The organism is Stakelama sediminis, assembly GCF_014199335.1.
Lineage (GTDB): Bacteria > Pseudomonadota > Alphaproteobacteria > Sphingomonadales > Sphingomonadaceae > Sphingomonas > Sphingomonas sediminis.
The window spans coordinates 25,840-42,283 of record NZ_JACIJI010000006.1 but is presented as its reverse complement, the minus strand read 5'-3'; the positions used below and the strand labels follow the sequence as shown (position 1 = coordinate 42,283).

Here is a 16,444-nt window from a genome sequence, read left to right as displayed (position 1 = left end):
CTTGCTCTCACATAAGAAAGTAATCTATTACTATCTATCCATTGTAGTTGCTCACCGCAAGAGGAAACCACGAGGGGGTAATCGTGATCGACAGCAAGACCGTTATCCCGGTCGACCAGTATCGGTCGATCCCACGTGAATGGAACGGTAGGCGCCTGTCCTCCCTCCAGGGGAGAAGCCCGATACATCATGAACTCACCGGAATATAAGTGGAACTACGCCACCTCCGATATTTTGTTTCCGCAGCGGAACATGGCAGTTTTCGCAAGGCTGCGTCGGCGCTTGGCATCCAAGAATCAGCAGTCAGTCGTAGAATCCGCGATCTTGAGGATCACTTGGGCGCCTCGCTCTTTCAGCGGCACAATGGCGGGGTCAATCTGACCCTGGCCGGCCAGCGCTTCGTGCGGCACGCGCGAAAGGCACTTCGGCAGATCGAGTATGGGGCAAGGGACGTCGCCACGATCGGACGCTCCGAAGACGGTCGGATCAAGATCGGGATATTCTCCTCGCTCGCCTCGGGCTTCCTGTCGGAGTTGCTGCGTGCTTATGACAAGGGTCACGCGCAGGTTCGAATCGAACTGATAGACGGCGATCCGGCGAATCATGTTTCGGCGATTCGTCAGCTGCGACTTGACGTAGCGTTCATCACCGGTACGTCGCAGTGGCCCGATTGCGAAGTCGATCAGCTTTGGTCAGAGCGGGTATTTGTCGTCCTTCCCGCTAACCATCCGCTCTGCGGCAAGGCGGAACTCGATTGGTGCGATCTCGTCGGCGAGCGGTTCATTGTAAGCGATGGTGCGCCTGGACCGGAGATTTACGACTACTTGGTACAGCGCCTCGCTGATCTCGGGCGCCATCCAGAAGTTCACACACAGTATGTCGGACGAGACAACCTTCTCTCGCTTGTAGCGGTCGGTCGAGGTCTAACGCTGACGAGCGAAGCGACCACGCTCGCACAGTTCCCAGGGATCACCTATCGACCGATCACGAATGAAGTGCTGCCCTTCAGCGCAGTGTGGTCGCCCCGGAACGATAATCCGGCCTGCCGTCGATTGCTCAGCCTCGCCCGCGCATTATCCCGATCAACAAGAGCAACAATCATTACTGCGATGCTTTTGACTTCCTCGCTTTCGCAAATCCCCGATCCGTGGCTATGAAGCGCTCCAGCATAGGCACAATGAGACGGACCGGATCGGCCGATGTCTGTCCTGACTCGCGGCCGAGGATCTCGGCATAGGCGATGAGGTCACGGTGGACGCTCGCTGGCAGTTCCACCGTGACCTTGACGGGTTTATCGTCGGCGATGGGGCCGAGTTTCAGCTTGGTCATGGTCAGTACCTAAAGGGTTCGAGGACAAGATCGCGCGTCACGACGATCCTGACCGGGAAGCCCGGCCGGATGATCAGCGTCGGCGCGACGTTGAGCTGGCGGCGAACGATCTGCTGTCCGGCGTCGTTGATCGTGTCCTGGCCGCCGTTGCGGATGGCGCGCAGGAGCCGGTCCTGATCGTCGACGGCAAGTTCGGCTCCCACCGAAAGCAGCGTCGAGAGGCCGGCGGCCTTGGCGAGATCCCACCAGTGATAGTCGACCCCATCCTCCAGCCCGGCATAGCCTTGTGTGTCGGTCCCAGGCTGGCGTTCGAGAACGATCGAGCGGCCGTTGGGCATGATGAGCCGGTTCCAGACGAGTAGGACCCGGCGCTGGCCGAACTGCACGTTGTTGTCGTACTGGCCGATGATCCGCGTCCCCTGAGGCACGAGCAGGATGCGCCCCGTGGGGCTGTCATAGATCGGCTCCGTCACCTGGGCGATGATCTGACCGGGAAGATCGGAGCGGATGCCGGTAATGAGCGCGCCCGAGATAACGGCGCCGACCTGAAGCACGAAGGGCGATGCCGGCGGGGTCACGCGATCGGGCGTGACGGTGCGCCGGTCGGCCGCCGCGTTGAGGAAGGCGAGCTGCTTGTCTTGTCCCGTCGCGGCCTGTCCGCCGGCGCCAGACAGATCGAGGCCGGCAAGGCCGGGCATTGCGCTCGCCGTGCTGGTGGCCGTTGATCCCTGCCGCGACTGGAAGAAGACGGTGCTGAGGCGCGCGGCCTCTTCCTCGGCGCGGCGGCGCTGCTCGGCCTCGCTGACGCCGGGCGTCGGAACCGCGGGCGTCGCGATGGGCTGGCGGTTGTTATGAGCGTCGAGGATGGGACGGCCGAGATCGCCGGGCAGCGCCGGGCCGAGGACCGGGCCGGTATAGTCCTTCGGCAGTCCGGCCAGGCCATCGGCGGTCTGGCGGTCGTTGGTGGAATAGAGTTCGGCCCCGCCATCATCCGGCCCGCGCGTCTGAAGGGCATAGATCAGCGATCCGCCGATGCCGACCAGGGCGACGGCGGCGACACTCGCGAGCATCTTGCGCGACAGGCGGGTGACGCGTGGCGGTTCGGCACGAAGCCGCATCGGCGCGACGGGGGTGCTGGTTTCGGTATTGGTTGCGGTATCGGTCATTATGACGGCCTCCCGTCGGTGCGGACGATCCTGACGGTCTGCTGCTTGTCGCCAGCGCCAAGGCGCAGCTCGGCCGCGCCGAACAGACGATCGACGATCAGGATGTGTTGATAGATGCGGCTGTTGGCGATCTGGGCTTCGCCTTCGGGGCCGATGACGAAGAGTGGCGGCATTTCGCCCTGGACGATGCCGGCCGGGAACTCGACATAGACATGCCGGCCATCGTCATAGACGGCGATCGGCTTCCACGGCGGATTGCCGGTGGCGGTCAGGGCGTAGCGGTAGTTGCGCGCGGCCACGGCCGGAATGACCGGCGTGGCTGGGACGCTTTGGCGCTGGCTGGCCGGCGGTTGCGGATAGGACCAGGCGACCGACGGCATGTAGGGTTTCTCGCCGGAGCGCAGCTCCAGCATGTAGGTGCGCCGGTCGGTCGTCACGATCAGGTTGGTGGCGATGTCGGGCCGGCTCGGCTTGACGAGGATATGGACGCGGCGTGTGACGCCGGAGCCGGATTCCGTGTCGCCGATGATCCAGCGCGCCGTGTCGCCGGCCGCGATCGGTCCCGCGCCGGTCAGGCTTTCGCCGGGTTCCAGCGCGATGTCGGTGATCTGGCCGGGAACGGCATATACCTGATAGAGCGCGCCTTCCGACCACGGATAGACCTGGATGGCGTTGTAGTAGCCTTCGCGGCGCGGCTGTACGCGGGCGGCGGCATTGGCGTTCTCGACGCGGCCGGTGGGCGTGCCGGCGGTTTCGCCGCCGCGTGCGACCGTCCAGGCCGGCGGGATCAGCACCGGCTTCGGCCGGTCATCGGTGACGGCGGCGGGAATGGTCGGCAAAGGCGACACGGTGGCGTCGTAGCTGATCGCAGGAGGCTTCGTCATGCTGGCGCAGCCCGCCAGGGCGGTCGCGGACAGCATCAGCGCCATGGCTGCGGATTTGCGGATTGCCGGGATCATTGGCCCATCTCCCGCGACCAGCTAATAGCGTTGACGTAGATGCCGAGCGGATTGGCTTTCAGCCGTTCAGCGTCTCGGGGCGGTTGGACGGCGATGGTCAAGATCGCCGTCCATCGCTCCGTCGCCGCGAGTGCGCCGTTTTCGAACCGCCGCTCCGTCCAGGAGACGCGGAAGCTGTCGGGCGATGCGCGGATGACGCTGGAGACGTCGACGGCGATCTGCTGCTTGCCGACCTTGGTGAAGGGATCGTTGGTGCGGGCATAGTCGTTGAGCGCGCCCGCGCCGCGATCGGTCGTCCACTCATAGGCGCGAAGCCAGTTCTGCCGGACGATGATCGGATCGGCCGGAATCGAGCGGACCTGCTCGATGAAGCGGGCCAGATGCCAGGCGATCTGCGGATCGGTCGGGCGATAGTCGGCGGTGGCCGGTGCGATGCTCTGCGCTTGGCCGAGCTTGTCGACCTGCACCACCCAGGGCACGACGGTCCCGCGCGCGGACTGAATGACCAGCGCGCCGGCGAAACCCGCCGAGAGGATCAACGATCCGAAGGCCATGTATCGCCAGTTCTTGGCCTGGACGCGGGCCGAGCCGATGCGTTCGTCCCAGACCTGGGCGGCCTTCTGGTAAGGCGTCTCGGGTTCGGGCGTCTTGCCGTAATGCACGGCGGGTCGCTTGAAGATATTCATGAGCGGTCGCTTTCAGAGAGGTTGACGGAAGAACCGGAGCCGTGACTGTCGCCGGAACGGACGGCGTGGGCGGCGGCGCTGACGCCGTGTGAAAGATGCTGACCGCGCTTCATGCGCTTGGCCCAATCGGGGGCGCCGCCCGCCGGGGCTGTCGGCGTGGACGCGGCCTCGGTTCCTTGCAGACCACCGCCGACCGTGCCCATGGTCGAGGAGCCGCCGGTCGCCTCGAAGCCGACCTTCGCACCATCCGAGAAGCTGGATTTCATGCTTTCGGAGGCGCGTGCCACGGCACGCTTCAGCGGCGAGACGGCTGCGGAGCCTGCGGCGTGGGCAACACCGCCCATGCCGGAGGCGACGCCGGCCGCACCGGACTGCCCTACAGAGGCGAGCGAATAGGCGGCAGATGCCGCACCTGCCGCCGTCGCGCCGCCGCGTGCCACGGCAGCGCCACCGGAGAGCGCCGCCGATCCGCCTTTGATGGCGAGACCTGCCGCACCACCTGCCGCAAGGGCTGCGCCGCCGACGGCAAGGCCAGTGCCCACAGCCGCGCCCGCGCCGAGCTGGGGACCGCCCGAGACGAGTCCGTTGGCGATGCCGGGACCGAAGATGCCGAGACCGAGCAACGAGAGAGCGGCGAGCACGATCGCCATGGCGTCATCGACGGTCGGCGTCGTGCCGCCGAAGCCCTTGGTGAACTCGCCGAAGAGCGTCGAGCCGATGCCGATGATGACGGCCAGCACCAGAACCTTGATGCCGCTGGAAATGACGTTGCCAAGCACACGCTCGGCCATGAAGGCGGTCTTGCCGAAGAGGCCGAACGGAATGAGGACGAATCCGGCGAGTGTCGCCAGCTTGAACTCGATCAGGGTGACGAAGAGCTGGATCGCAAGGATGAAGAAGGCAAGGATCACGAGCGCCCAGGCAAACAGCAGGCACATGATCTGGATCAGGTTCTCGAATACCGAGATCCAGCCCATCAGCGGCGAGATCGCTTCAAGCAACGGCCGGGCGGCATCGAGGCCGGTCTGCGCGACCTTGCCGGGGCGCATCAGGTCGGCGGCCGAAAAGCCCGTGCCGCTCGCCTTCAGGCCAAGCCCCGCGAAGCTGTCGAAGACGATCTTCGCAAGGTTGTTCCAGTTGCCGATGAGATAGGCGAACACGCCGACGAACAAGGTCTTCTTGACCAGGCGCGCGATGATGTCGTCATCGCCGGCCCAGCTCCAGAACAGGGCCGCCAGTGTCACGTCGATCACGATCAACGTGGTTGCGATGAACGCCACTTCGCCGGAGAGAAGGCCGAAGCCCGAGTCGATGTATTTGGTGAATACGCCGAGGAAATTGTCGATGACGCCTGCGCCGCCCATGGCTCACCGCCCTTCCGCTGTGGCGGGCGCTGCCGGTGCGACCGGCATGGGCGCGTTGCCGAGGAAGCGGTCGCGGGTTTCAGCCCAGACGCGGAGGCATTCCGGGTCGCTTGCGGCCTGTTGACCAAGTTGCTGGCACCGGCGCTGGCTCTCGCGCAGCGGATCGCGTTCGGGCTGGAGCTGACGCGCCGACGGCGATGCCGGCGCGTCCTGCTTGCGAGTCATTTCGATCGCCGTCGCCGTGACGGCGACCGCGACGAATACGATAGCGCCCAGCCGGGCCAGCAACTTGCCGTCCATGAGCCTTCTCCTTTCCGGCGTTTATTTGCCGCTGTTGAACATCTGGGCGTTGCCGGGCTGGTAGCCCGAGCCCGGCGTCAGGAAGCGGCGGCGCTGTTCGCGGCCCTGTTCGGCGGCCGCGGTGCGTTCGGCCTCGGTGAGCGCATTGGCGCGGCCATTGGAGGCGAGCAGCGCGACGAGATCGGAGAGCTGTTGCGACTGGAGCGCGAGGATCTGATTGCCGGCCTGGGTCGCCTGAAGCGCGCCGCTCGCGCCCTGGCTCTGGCTGACCAGCGCCGACATCTGCGTGCGGTTTGTGTCGATGTTCGCGACGACGCCGGCCTGCACGCGCATCGCGTCCTGCAAGCCGCCGACGGTGTTCTGCCAGCGCGAGCGGGCGTCGGCGACCATCTGCTTGTCGGTCGTCGACATCGAGACGTTCCCATATTTCTGGGTGAACATCTGGTCGATCTGCTGGACGTTGAACGCGATGCCCTGCGCCTGCTGGAGAAGCTGCTGGGTGCGCTGCACGTTCTGCTGCAAGGTCTGGAGCGCGGAGTAAGGCAGGCTCGCCAGGTTTTTCGCCTGATTGATGAGCATCTGCGCTTCGTTCTGAAGCGAGGTGATCTGATGGGTGATCTGCTCCAGTGTGCGCGCAGCGGTCAGGACGTTTTGCGCGTAATTGGAGGGATCGAAGACGATGATGGCGTGCGCGGGCGTCGCCACCATCGGCGAGAGCGCGAGCGGCGCGGCCGCCAGCATGGCTGCGGCGAGCGCCATGGCGCGCGAGCGGAAACGGGTAATCATGGTCAGGACTCCTTTGCTGCTTGGGGGGACGGAAAAGTCGGGATGAGATCGACGGCCCAGCCGGCGTCGCGGGCGCGAAGCCAGGCCGCAAGGAAACCTTCGCGGCCATGTTCGGCGACGAGGTTGGCGATCAGGGTCTGGTCGGATTTTGAGGATGCGGCGCAGAGCGCAAGGCCGACTTCGGACAGGCTCAGCTCGAACAGGCGGTTTCCGCGTCGAGACTGGCAGTAGTAGTCGCGCTTGGGCGTCGCCCGTGCCAGGATCTCGATCTGGCGATCATTGAGGCCGAAGCGGCGATAGATCGCCGTGATCTGCGGCTCGATTGCGCGTTCGTTCGGGAGGAGCAGCCGCGTCGGGCAGCTTTCGATGATGGCGGGCGCGATGCTCGAATTGTCGATGTCGCTGAGCGACTGCGTGGCGAAGATGACCGATGCGTTCTTCTTGCGCAGCGTCTTCAGCCATTCGCGGAGCTGGCCGGCAAAGCCTTCATCGTCGAGCGCGAGCCAGCCTTCGTCGATGATGAGCAGCGTCGGTCGGCCGTCGAGCCGGTCGCCGATGCGGTGGAAGAGATGGGCGAGCACGGCGGGCGCCGCGCCGGTGCCGACCAGCCCCTCGATCTCGAACGCCTGCACGGCGGCGGAGCCCAGATGTTCGGCCTCGGCGTCGAGCAGCCGGCCATAGGCGCCGCCTACGCAATAGGGCCGGAGCGCCTGTTTGATGTCGTTAGACTGGAGCAGCACCGACAGGCCGGTGATTGTGCGTTCTTCGACCGGCGCGGACGCGAGCGAGGTAAGCGCCGTCCAGATATGCTCCTTCACGTCCGGCGTGATCTGGATCGCCTCGCGCATCAGGATTGCGACGATCCAGTCTGCCGCCCAGGCACGCTCATAGGTGTCGTGGATGCGGGCGAGCGGCTGAAGCGAGACGGATGCGTCGGAGCCTTCGGTGAGGCCGCCGCCAAGATCGTGCCAGTCGCCGCCCATGGCGAGTGCCGCGGCGCGGATCGAGCCGCCGAAATCGAAGGCGAAGACCTGGGCATCGCTATAGCGCCGGAACTGCAAGGCCATGAGCGCGAGCAGCACGGACTTGCCCGCGCCGGTCGGGCCGACGACGAGCGTATGGCCGACGTCGCCGACATGGAGGGATAACCGGAACGGGGTCGAGCCTTCGGTCTTGCCGTAAAGCAAGGGGGGCGCACCGAAATGCTCGTCCCGTTCCGGCCCCGCCCACACGGCACTCAGGGGGATCATGTGGGCGAGATTCAAAGTGCTGATGGGAGGCTGGCGGACATTGGCGTAGGCGTGGCCGGGCAAGCTGCCGAGCCAGGCATCGACCGCATTCACCGTCTCGGTCATGGGCGTGAAGTCGCGGCCCTGAATGACCTTCTCGACCAGGCGCAACTTCTCGTCGGCGATGCGCGGGTCGGCATCCCAGACCGTGATGGTGGCCGTGACATAGGCCATGCCGGCGACATCGGCGCCGAGTTCCTGCAAGGCCATGTCGGCGTCGGCGGCCTTGTTGGACGCATCGGTGTCGACCAGCGCCGACGCCTCGTTGGTCAGGACTTCCTTGAGGATCGCGGCGATCGACTTGCGCTTGGCGAACCACTGGCGGCGGATTTTGGTCAGCAGTTTGGTCGCGTCGGTCTTGTCGAGCAGGATCGCGCGAGTGGACCAGCGATACGGGAAAGCGAGCCGGTTGAGCTCGTCGAGCAGCCCCGGCGTCGTCGCGGTCGGAAAGCCGATGACGGTGAGGACGCGCAGATGCTGGTCGCCAAGGCGCGGCTCCAGGCCGCCGGTCAGCGGCTGATCGACAAGCAGCGCATCGAGATAGACTGGGGTTTCGGGAACGCGGACGCGGTGGCGTTTCGTCGAAACGGTCGAATGCAGATAGGTCAGCGTTTCCGAGTCATCGAGCCAGCCGCATTCGGGCATGAAGCCATCGAGCAGCGCGAGCACCCGGTCGGTGCGGTCGATGAACCCACGCATCACCTCATGGGGATCGACGCCGGATTGCTCGCGGCCCTCGTACAGCCATGTCTCGGCCCGGGCGGCGTCCTCGGCGGGCGGCAGATAGAGGAAGGTCAGATAGTAGTCCGACACGAAATGGCTGCCGGCTTCCTCGAAATCGGCCTTGCGTTCCTCGTCCACCAGGCCGGATGCCGGATCGGGAAAGCTGCTGTCGGGATAGGTCGCGGCTTCGCTTCGCTGCGCCTCGACGAAGATGCTCCAGCCCGAGCCGAGACGGCGGAAGGCGTTGTTGATGCGGCCTGCGACGGCCACCAGTTCGGCGGCGACGGCGCTATCAAGATCGGGGCCGCGAAAGCGCGCCGTGCGCTGGAAAGAGCCGTCCTTGTTCACGACGACGCCGGGGCCGACCAAGGCGGCCCAGGGCAGGAAATCGGCAAGGCGGGCTGCGGTGCGGCGATATTCGGAGAGGTTCATCATGGCGGGCGTCCCCTTCAGGCCGCGAGAAAAGCTGGGACGCGCAGATGGCGTCGGCCGACCTCGACGAATTGGGGATCGCGCTTGGCGGCCCACACGGCAGCGACATGGCCGATGGCCCAGATGGCGATGCCGACCAGCCAGAGGCGCAGGCCGAGGCCCACGGCTCCGGCTAGCGTCCCGTTGAGGATCGCGATGGAGCGCGGCGCACCGCCGAGCAGGATGTGCTCGGTCAGTGCGCGGTGAACCGGGACGGTGAATCCCGGCACATCCAGTTGCTCGAAGGCGACGGCCATCAGACGAGCGCCCCGCCGCCAAACGAGAAGAACGACAGGAAGAAGCTCGACGCCGCGAAGGCGATCGACAGGCCGAACACGATCTGGATCAGCTTGCGGAAGCCGCCAGACGTGTCGCCGAAGGCGAGCGCCAGACCCGTCGCGATGATGATGATGACTGCGACGATCTTTGCGACCGGGCCTTCGATCGACTGAAGGATTTTCTGGAGCGGCGCTTCCCACGGCATGGAGGAGCCGGAGGCGTGGGCGGCGGGAGCGAGGACGAGATTGACGTAGGTGACGGCGGCGACCGTCGCGACGGTGCGACGGACGCGCATGGGGATGCGGATCATGAATGGTCTCCAGCGTTGATGGGGGTTGCAGGGCTGATGCGGTAATCCCCGTCCGGGCCGAGCCCTTCGACACGGGCGAGTTCGGCGAGCCGGCGCGCGGACCCGCGGCCTGACAGGACGGCGACGAGATCGATCGTCTCGGCGATCAGCGCGCGCGGGACGGTGACGACGGCTTCCTGGATGAGCTGTTCGAGACGGCGCAGCGCGCCGATGCCGGTGCCGGCATGAATGGTGCCGATGCCGCCGGGGTGTCCGGTGCCCCAGGCTTTGAGAAGGTCGAGCGCTTCAGCGCCGCGCACCTCGCCGATGGGGATGCGGTCGGGCCGCAGGCGCAGTGAGGACCGGACGAGATCCGAGAGCGTGGCGACGCCGTCCTTGGTGCGCATGGCGACGAGGTTGGACGCTGTGCATTGCAGTTCGAGCGTGTCCTCGATGATGACGACGCGATCGGCGGTCTTGGCGACTTCGGCGAGCAGCGCATTGGTCAAGGTGGTCTTGCCGGTCGAGGTGCCGCCCGCGACGAGGATGTTGGCGCGCGCCGCGACGGCTTCGCGCAAGGTTGCGGCCTGATCGGCGGTCATGATGCCGGCAGCCACATAATCGTCGAGCGTGAAGACCGCGACGGCGGGCTTGCGGATCGCGAATGCGGGCGCAGCGACGACGGGCGGAAGCAGGCCTTCGAACCGCTCGCCGCTCTCGGGCAGCTCGGCCGAGACGCGCGGGGATCGATCATGAACCTCCGCGCCGACATGGTGCGCGACCAGGCGCACGATGCGTTCGCCATCCGCGACCGACAGTCTCTCGCCCGTATCGGCCAGCCCTTCGGACAGGCGATCGATCCAGATGCGCCCATCAGGATTCAGCATCACCTCGACGACGGCGGGGTCTTCCAGAAAGCGTGCGATGGCCGGGCCAAGCGCCGTGCGCAGCATCCTTGCGCCGCGTTGGATCGCCTCTGGTTTCTGGTATGAAGTGGTCATATCGGCCCCGTTTCCTCACGAGGCGCAACAGACAGTCCCCGGAATGGGGTCGATTAAAAGAGCCCGAAATCGGGCCGGTTCAACAAGTATCGGTCGTAGTAGTAGCGTGGCGTGCAAATACAGGAGAACGGCGGTGGAGCCTCGATCTTGATGTCGTCGCCGGCTCACCAGATGACGCGCGAGATCGTCACGGCTCCGACTCGGAGACGTCTTCGGGGATCTCCTGTCGCAGCTTCGGACCCTTGACGAGACGCCGGCCGAGCGCGGTGATGAAAGCCTCATACCGTTCGGCCGACTTGGCGCGTGCCGCCTGCGCGGCAGGCTCCGGCAAGGCTGGCGTGGTCGTGATCCAGAAGCGGATGAACACCGCCAGCGTTTCGACGGCGATGCCGATGTCCCGCTCCATGCGGGTCATGCGGCGGTCGATCTGGTCAAGGCGCTTGGCGACGACAGCCTCGCGTCGCTGGGCGTCGTCCGGCGACAGGAACGATGCGATGGCGGCCTCGGCGACCATGGATTGCGATTGATCCCGGCGCGCGGCGAAATCCGCCAGCGCCTGTGTCACGTCGGGGTCCAGATAGACCGTGAACTTCGACTTTTTCCGATGGCTGGCCATGGCGCTTACAGGTCCATGCCGTCATTGGGGTCGAGCGCCACCTGGCGCGCGATGCCCTGAACCTGGCGGATCATCCGTCGATTGCGCGTGGCGTCCTCGTCGGTGTCGTCGGGAAGCTCGATCTCGAACTCGTTGGCGATGGGTTCTTTCTTTTCTACCGGCTTGGCGCGGCTGAGTTCGGGTTGCAGCCGGCGCTCGGAATCGGTGGTGTCTTCGTCGTCCGATCCGCCGGGTGCCTGCGCGCCCAGCGCCTCCGGCCGCGCCGGGATCGGCAGGCTGCTCCAGTCGTCGGGGCGAGGCTTGTCGGGACGTTTCAGTTCGGGCGGTGACAGCAGGCGCTCGCGGAAACGGGCGTCCTCGTAGTAGCGCGCCTTCTTCGTCCGGATCGGCGGGGTGCCGGCGACCATGACGATTTCCTCGCTCGGCGGGAGCTGCATGATCTCGCCGGGCGTCAGCAACTGGCGGGCGGTCTCCGAGCGCGAGACCATCAGATGGCCGAGCCAGGGCGACAGTCGATGCCCGGCATAGTTCTTCATCGCCTTCATTTCGGTTGCGGTGCCCAGCGCATCGGACACACGCTTGGCGGTGCGCTCGTCGTTCGTGGCGAAGCTGACCCTGACGTGGCAGTTGTCGAGAATGGAGTTGTTGGGGCCGTATGCCTTTTCGATCTGGTTGAGCGACTGCGCGATCAGGAAGGCTTTGAGGCCATAGCCCGCCATGAAAGCCAGTGCGCTCTCGAAAAAGTCGAGCCGCCCCAACGCCGGAAACTCGTCGAGCATCAAGAGCAGGCGGTGACGGTCGCCCTTTGCCTGCAGATCCTCGGTCAGACGGCGGCCGATCTGGTTCAGCAGCAACCGGATCAGCGGCTTGGTGCGATTGATGTCGGACGGCGGCACGACGAGGTAAAGCGTCGTCGGGCGCTCGCCGCCCACGACGTCGCTGATGCGCCAGTCACAGCGCCGCGTCACCTCGGCGACGACAGGATCGCGGTAGAGGCCGAGGAACGACATGGCCGTGGACAGGACGCCGGAGCGTTCGTTGTCGGATTTGTTCAGCAGCTCGCGCGCCGCGCTGGCAACGACAGGATGCGGGCCGTCCTCGCCGAGATGGGCGGTCTTCATCATGGCGCGCAGCGTGGATTCGACGGGGCGTTTCGGATCGGAGAGGAAGTTGGCGACACCGGCGAGCGTCTTTTCCGGCTCGGCGTAGAGGACATGGAGGATCGCGCCGACGAGCAGCGAATGGGAGGTCTTTTCCCAGTGGTTGCGCTTGTCGAGGCTCCCTTCGGGATCGACCAGAATATCGGCGATGTTTTGCACGTCGCGCACTTCCCACTCGCCGCGCCGCACCTCGAGCAAGGGATTGTAGGCCGAGGATTTCGGATTGGTCGGATCGAACAGCAGCACGCGGCCGTGGTGCGCGCGGAAACCGGATGTCAGCGTCCAGTTCTCGCCCTTGATGTCGTGGACGATGGCCGAGCCCGGCCAGGTCAGGAGCGAGGGCACGACAAGGCCGACGCCTTTGCCCGATCGCGTCGGCGCGAAGCACAGCACATGCTCCGGCCCGTCATGGCGCAGATACTCTCTTTCGTAGCGGCCGAGCACGACGCCATCGGGATCGAGCAGCCCCGCGGCCTTCACCTCTTCCTTCTCGGCCCAGCGTGCCGAGCCATAGGTCGCGGCGTCCCTGGCTTCGCGCGCCCGCCAGACCGACATGCCGATCGCGACGGCGATCGCGATGAAGCCGCCTGACGCGGCGACGAACGCGCCCTCGGTGAATATCTCGGACGCATAGGCGTCGTAGGAAAACCACCACCAGAAGAAGCTGGGCGGATGATAGATCGGCCAGCCGAACAGGACGAACCAGGGCGGCCCAAGCTGCGCCTGGAACCCGAGCCTCCAGGCGACATATTCGGTCGCGCCCCAGGTGGTAGAGAGGACGATGAGGAAGACGATCAGAATCTGTCCCCAGAGGATTTTGGTCGCGGACATTGCGATGTTCCTTGTCTGTTGAAGCTAGAGGCCGAGCCCGCGCTTACGGCCGAAATCCCAATCGACGCCGCCGCCGTCGCGGGCGACGCCGGAGACGTGGCGGCCGAGCTGCCTGTCGAGGGATGGCGACCAGGGCACGAGCTGGAAGCCGAGGCCGTCGTCGACCATGGCGAAGCGGCCGGAGGCGAGCGTCAGACGCTGGCGATATGTGCCGGCAACATATTCGCCGCTTTCGGCCGGTTTGAATGGCTGGCCGGTCTCCTTTGCGAGCCTGCTGGCCATGGCATCTAGTTCGCGGCGGCGGAGCGTCTCGATCAGGTTGCGGTTGAAGATGACGCGGCGCCCTTGCTGCTCGGCGAGACCTTCGCCGACCAGATGCTCCGCGCGTTGCCGCATCGCGTCCCGCACTTCGGCGCCGAAGCCGCCGTCCGACATGGCGACGGGTTCGCGGGCGATGGATTGCCGGTCGAGCCAGGTCGCGCCGGTGGCGCTCACCTGATGCTGGAGATCGAGATCGGAGCGGACGGCGAGCGCGACACGGCGATCGCCCTTCGCGTCCTCGTAAGCGCGCAGCTCGACGATCGATCCCGGCGGGCTGTCGCCGGTGGCGTCGAGATGCGGCAGCCTGATGTGATGGGTGCGGCCGTCCACGCCGTCGACCACGGCGTAGGCCGTTCCCTTCAGCTCGTCGTCAAGGCCGCGCTCGACCAGGCGGCCGATGACGGGAACATCGAGGCTCTCGCCGGCGAGGACATAGCTCCCCGAGCCGCGCTCGATGCAGCGTTCGGTCAGCGCGCGGTGCATCCGTTTGATAATGTCGCCGCGCTCGCCGAGTTCGCGAAGCGCGGATTCGGCCTCGGCCTTGATGAACCATTGCTGGTGTCCGACCTGTCCGGCCAGCCCACGGATTTCGAGGGTGCGCAGCCTGCCGACCTTCAGCGCATGAAATTCGTCCGGCTGCTGGCCGGGCTGCGGCGCGAGGTCGATGATGCCCGACTTGCCGGCCTCGCGGACAAGTTGCCGGTCGAGCTGCGTCCAGCGTTCGGCCTCGACCTGCCGCTCCAGATTGCGGTTGATCTCCAGATCGGTGCGCTGGCCGAGCTCCTGGGTGACGAGATCCTGCGCGCGGGCGCGCATTCCCTCCTTGATGTAATCGCGGGAGATCACGAGGTCCTGGCCGTCGTCGGTGCGGCCGCGCAGGATGATATGGATATGGGGGTTGTCGGTGTTCCAGTGATCGACACCGACCCAATCGAGCTTGGTGCCGAGATCCTTTTCCATCTGTCCCATCAGTTCGCGGGCGTGTTCCTTGAGGTCGGCCATATCCACGGCGTCCTCGGGCGAGACGATGAAGCGGAAATGGTGCCGGTCGTCCTCGCAGCGCGCCGCGAAGTCGCGCGCGTCCACGTTGTCGCCTTCGGGGCCGAACAGCCTCGCCTTCTCCCCGTCTCGGGTCACGCCGTCGCGGCGCAGATAGGTCAGATGCGCAGCCAGCGGCGCGGCGCGCGCGCTATGGCGCACCACGCGGGTCTTGATGACGACGATGCGCGAGCGGCCGGTCAGCAGGCGGTTGGCCTGAATGCTGGCGCGCTGGCCGCGTCCGAACCGTGAGCGGTTGCTCGTCGTGATCTTGCCGGAACGGGAGACGCGGCCCCCAGCCTTCTGCGCGGCGGCGAGCGCCTGCGAAATGAAGGGCCGGGCCTGCTGTGCGCGGGTCGAGCGGATGCGCCCAGGCCGGATGCGGATTTCGCTGTCATCGGCCATGGCGGAACTCCGCACGGTACAAAAGGAACAGGAAAATCAGGAAGATGGGTGCGGGTCGCACGGTGCGCGAAAGCACGACACGGTGCGGAACGCGCCGAAAAAACAAGCAAAAACAACCGACCGACCGAAGCGCACCGTGCGCCTTTTTATCTCGCCATCGTCCGGTTGTTGTGCCTGCCTCTGCCCCTTGCGCCCTCCATGACACGCCGGAACACGAGAGGATGCGAATGGCGGCCCGCACGCTCATGGGCGATCTCCTGGAGTGGAGCGTGCGACGACAAGGGGCGAATCCGATGTTGCGGCCGGATCGGATGGCCTCGCCGTGACGGGGGATCGGCTGTCGTCCGAACGCTCATTGGCCGACCGTGGCGCTGCGGAGCGAGCGTCGGCGGAACGCACGACGAAGATCGCCGCCTCGCGCCAGTCGGGTGGCGGATCGGCTCGCTGAATTGACGTTTCGGGTGCCGCCGCGCCGCCGAGAACCGGCACGAGCGCGGCGACATAGGTCCGTGTTTCGGGCGGCAACGCGCGGCCGGTCGAGCGATGGTCGTCATAGCGGCCGGGACCGGCGTTGTAGGCCGCGAGCATCGCACCGACATCGCCATAGCGGTCCCACATTTCGCGCAGATAGGCCGCTCCCGCCATGATGTTGTCGCGCGGATCAAAAGGGTCGCGGCCGAGACGGTAGCGGACGCGCAAGCCAGCCCATGTGTCAGGCATGACCTGCATCAGTCCCAATGCACCCGCCGACGAGATGGCGCGCACGTCGCCCGCGCTCTCGGCGCGCAGCACGGCGCGAATCCAGCGTCCGGGGATGCCGAACCGCTGCGCCGCCTCGGTAATGTGGGCGGCAAAGGGATCGACGGCGGCCGGACGGGCGATGGGGGCGGATTGCGCATGAGCGGCGCCGGTCGCGCTCGCTGCGAGGATCAGGCCGGAAAGGAGAAAGAGAGCCATGCGCCGGGCGGCGTGATGCCGCCCGTGCGCACTCCGATGGCTCGTCGATGGACGGCGAGCGGGCATCGGTCAGTCCTTCTCGGCGCGGTCGCGCGGACGCGACCAGTGCAGCGACCAGTCTTTTCCGGCATCGTCGTCGCGGAACAGGTTGGCGCGGATCGGCTGCATGAATGTGGGATCGTCGATCAACAGGGCGACATATTCGCCGGCCTTCTCGCCGATGCGCTTCCACCCCGCGCCGATCTCGGCGGTGGTCTCGTTGCTCATGGCATCGAAGACGTGAACGCGATAATCGGGCGCGTTTTCGGCGTCTGACGGCTCAGCCGGGACGATGATGATGTCCTGAACGAGCAGCAGCGTCAGAAGATTGCCGATGAAGCCGGTCTCTTCGCGTGTGAATGTACCAATCTGAGGCATGATTGCTTCCTTTGCGGTGCGTTGGGAAAGCCGTCGGCGGGCACCGCTCCCGCCGAT

At 66.0% G+C, this 16,444-nt stretch carries 17 protein-coding genes; 1 reads left to right on the top strand and 16 read right to left on the bottom strand.

The annotated features are described in order from the left end of the window. Positions 1 to 209 precede the first annotated feature (209 nt). Positions 210 to 1,157 (top strand): LysR substrate-binding domain-containing protein, encoded by a 948-nt coding sequence (locus FHR23_RS13470; protein WP_184005032.1) that lies wholly within the window; start codon positions 210 to 212, stop codon positions 1,155 to 1,157. Here FHR23_RS13470 and FHR23_RS13465 read toward each other — a convergent pair. The 16 genes from FHR23_RS13465 to FHR23_RS13390 all read right to left on the bottom strand — a co-directional run bounded on the left by FHR23_RS13465 (position 1,102) and on the right by FHR23_RS13390 (position 16,387). After that, a complete protein-coding gene (locus FHR23_RS13465; protein WP_184005030.1) occupies positions 1,102 to 1,329 on the bottom strand; it encodes a DUF2274 domain-containing protein in 228 nt (75 codons plus the stop codon). The two genes, FHR23_RS13470 and FHR23_RS13465, sit on opposite strands and share 56 nt — an antisense overlap. A 2-nt stretch (positions 1,330 to 1,331) precedes the next feature. After that, positions 1,332 to 2,495, bottom strand: a complete 1,164-nt coding sequence (locus tag FHR23_RS13460) for a TraB/TrbI/VirB10 family type IV secretion system protein (RefSeq protein ID WP_184005028.1) — start codon at positions 2,493 to 2,495, stop codon at positions 1,332 to 1,334. After that, positions 2,495 to 3,454, bottom strand: a complete 960-nt coding sequence (trbG, locus tag FHR23_RS13455; protein ID WP_184005026.1) for a P-type conjugative transfer protein TrbG — start codon at positions 3,452 to 3,454, stop codon at positions 2,495 to 2,497. Before trbG ends, FHR23_RS13460 begins: the two co-directional genes overlap by 1 nt. Then, positions 3,451 to 4,134 carry a conjugal transfer protein TrbF gene (trbF, locus tag FHR23_RS13450; RefSeq protein WP_425506374.1) on the bottom strand — a complete coding sequence of 228 codons (684 nt, stop codon included), beginning with the start codon at positions 4,132 to 4,134 and terminating at the stop codon, positions 3,451 to 3,453. The genes trbG and trbF overlap by 4 nt, the downstream gene beginning before the upstream one ends. Before the next feature lie 2 nt (positions 4,135 to 4,136). Beyond that, the gene (gene trbL, locus FHR23_RS13445) at positions 4,137 to 5,504 is read right to left on the bottom strand and encodes a P-type conjugative transfer protein TrbL (protein ID WP_184005022.1); all 1,368 of its coding nucleotides are present in this window, start codon (positions 5,502 to 5,504) and stop codon (positions 4,137 to 4,139) included. A 3-nt stretch (positions 5,505 to 5,507) separates the two neighbouring features. Continuing rightward, positions 5,508 to 5,804 carry a putative entry exclusion protein TrbK-alt gene (gene trbK-alt, locus FHR23_RS13440; RefSeq protein WP_184005020.1) on the bottom strand — a complete coding sequence of 99 codons (297 nt, stop codon included), beginning with the start codon at positions 5,802 to 5,804 and terminating at the stop codon, positions 5,508 to 5,510. A gap of 21 nt (positions 5,805 to 5,825) precedes the next feature. Further along, a complete protein-coding gene (gene trbJ / locus FHR23_RS13435) occupies positions 5,826 to 6,590 on the bottom strand; it encodes a P-type conjugative transfer protein TrbJ (RefSeq protein WP_184005017.1) in 765 nt (254 codons plus the stop codon). A gap of 2 nt (positions 6,591 to 6,592) precedes the next feature. Further along, entirely contained in the window at positions 6,593 to 9,037 is a 2,445-nt protein-coding gene (gene trbE, locus FHR23_RS13430; RefSeq protein ID WP_184005015.1) for a conjugal transfer protein TrbE, read from the bottom strand. Positions 9,038 to 9,051: 14 nt separating this feature from the next. Then, a complete protein-coding gene (locus FHR23_RS13425; protein WP_184005013.1) occupies positions 9,052 to 9,330 on the bottom strand; it encodes a VirB3 family type IV secretion system protein in 279 nt (92 codons plus the stop codon). Beyond that, the gene (locus FHR23_RS13420; protein WP_184005011.1) at positions 9,330 to 9,662 is read right to left on the bottom strand and encodes a TrbC/VirB2 family type IV secretion system protein; all 333 of its coding nucleotides are present in this window, start codon (positions 9,660 to 9,662) and stop codon (positions 9,330 to 9,332) included. The genes FHR23_RS13425 and FHR23_RS13420 overlap by 1 nt, the downstream gene beginning before the upstream one ends. Next, positions 9,659 to 10,642 (bottom strand): P-type conjugative transfer ATPase TrbB, encoded by a 984-nt coding sequence (gene trbB, locus FHR23_RS13415; RefSeq protein ID WP_184005009.1) that lies wholly within the window; start codon positions 10,640 to 10,642, stop codon positions 9,659 to 9,661. The genes FHR23_RS13420 and trbB overlap by 4 nt, the downstream gene beginning before the upstream one ends. A gap of 187 nt (positions 10,643 to 10,829) precedes the next feature. Then, on the bottom strand, positions 10,830 to 11,258 hold the full coding sequence (locus tag FHR23_RS13410) for a CopG family transcriptional regulator (protein ID WP_184005007.1): 429 nt from the start codon (positions 11,256 to 11,258) through the stop codon (positions 10,830 to 10,832). A gap of 5 nt (positions 11,259 to 11,263) precedes the next feature. Further along, complete coding sequence (locus tag FHR23_RS13405; protein WP_184005005.1) at positions 11,264 to 13,249, bottom strand: conjugal transfer protein TraG; 1,986 nt, start codon at positions 13,247 to 13,249, stop codon at positions 11,264 to 11,266. A gap of 24 nt (positions 13,250 to 13,273) precedes the next feature. After that, positions 13,274 to 15,013: a relaxase/mobilization nuclease domain-containing protein gene (locus FHR23_RS13400; RefSeq protein ID WP_184005003.1), complete on the bottom strand. Its 1,740-nt coding sequence runs from the start codon at positions 15,011 to 15,013 to the stop codon at positions 13,274 to 13,276. Between the two features lie 243 nt (positions 15,014 to 15,256). Then, positions 15,257 to 15,970: a lytic transglycosylase domain-containing protein gene (locus FHR23_RS13395; RefSeq protein ID WP_246359893.1), complete on the bottom strand. Its 714-nt coding sequence runs from the start codon at positions 15,968 to 15,970 to the stop codon at positions 15,257 to 15,259. Between the two features lie 69 nt (positions 15,971 to 16,039). Continuing rightward, entirely contained in the window at positions 16,040 to 16,387 is a 348-nt protein-coding gene (locus FHR23_RS13390; protein WP_184004997.1) for a DUF736 domain-containing protein, read from the bottom strand. Between the last annotated feature and the right edge of the window lie 57 nt (positions 16,388 to 16,444).

Coding starts and splice junctions, on each gene's coding strand:
- FHR23_RS13465 (WP_184005030.1), bottom strand. CDS start 1,329: ATGACCAAGCTGAAACTCGGCCCCATCGCCGACGATAAACCCGTCAAG.
- FHR23_RS13460 (WP_184005028.1), bottom strand. CDS start 2,495: ATGACCGATACCGCAACCAATACCGAAACCAGCACCCCCGTCGCGCCG.
- trbG (WP_184005026.1), bottom strand. CDS start 3,454: ATGATCCCGGCAATCCGCAAATCCGCAGCCATGGCGCTGATGCTGTCC.
- trbL (WP_184005022.1), bottom strand. CDS start 5,504: ATGGGCGGCGCAGGCGTCATCGACAATTTCCTCGGCGTATTCACCAAA.
- trbK-alt (WP_184005020.1), bottom strand. CDS start 5,804: ATGGACGGCAAGTTGCTGGCCCGGCTGGGCGCTATCGTATTCGTCGCG.
- trbJ (WP_184005017.1), bottom strand. CDS start 6,590: ATGATTACCCGTTTCCGCTCGCGCGCCATGGCGCTCGCCGCAGCCATG.
- trbE (WP_184005015.1), bottom strand. CDS start 9,037: ATGATGAACCTCTCCGAATATCGCCGCACCGCAGCCCGCCTTGCCGAT.
- FHR23_RS13425 (WP_184005013.1), bottom strand. CDS start 9,330: ATGGCCGTCGCCTTCGAGCAACTGGATGTGCCGGGATTCACCGTCCCG.
- FHR23_RS13420 (WP_184005011.1), bottom strand. CDS start 9,662: ATGATCCGCATCCCCATGCGCGTCCGTCGCACCGTCGCGACGGTCGCC.
- trbB (WP_184005009.1), bottom strand. CDS start 10,642: ATGACCACTTCATACCAGAAACCAGAGGCGATCCAACGCGGCGCAAGG.
- FHR23_RS13410 (WP_184005007.1), bottom strand. CDS start 11,258: ATGGCCAGCCATCGGAAAAAGTCGAAGTTCACGGTCTATCTGGACCCC.
- FHR23_RS13405 (WP_184005005.1), bottom strand. CDS start 13,249: ATGTCCGCGACCAAAATCCTCTGGGGACAGATTCTGATCGTCTTCCTC.
- FHR23_RS13400 (WP_184005003.1), bottom strand. CDS start 15,013: ATGGCCGATGACAGCGAAATCCGCATCCGGCCTGGGCGCATCCGCTCG.
- FHR23_RS13395 (WP_246359893.1), bottom strand. CDS start 15,970: ATGGCTCTCTTTCTCCTTTCCGGCCTGATCCTCGCAGCGAGCGCGACC.
- FHR23_RS13390 (WP_184004997.1), bottom strand. CDS start 16,387: ATGCCTCAGATTGGTACATTCACACGCGAAGAGACCGGCTTCATCGGC.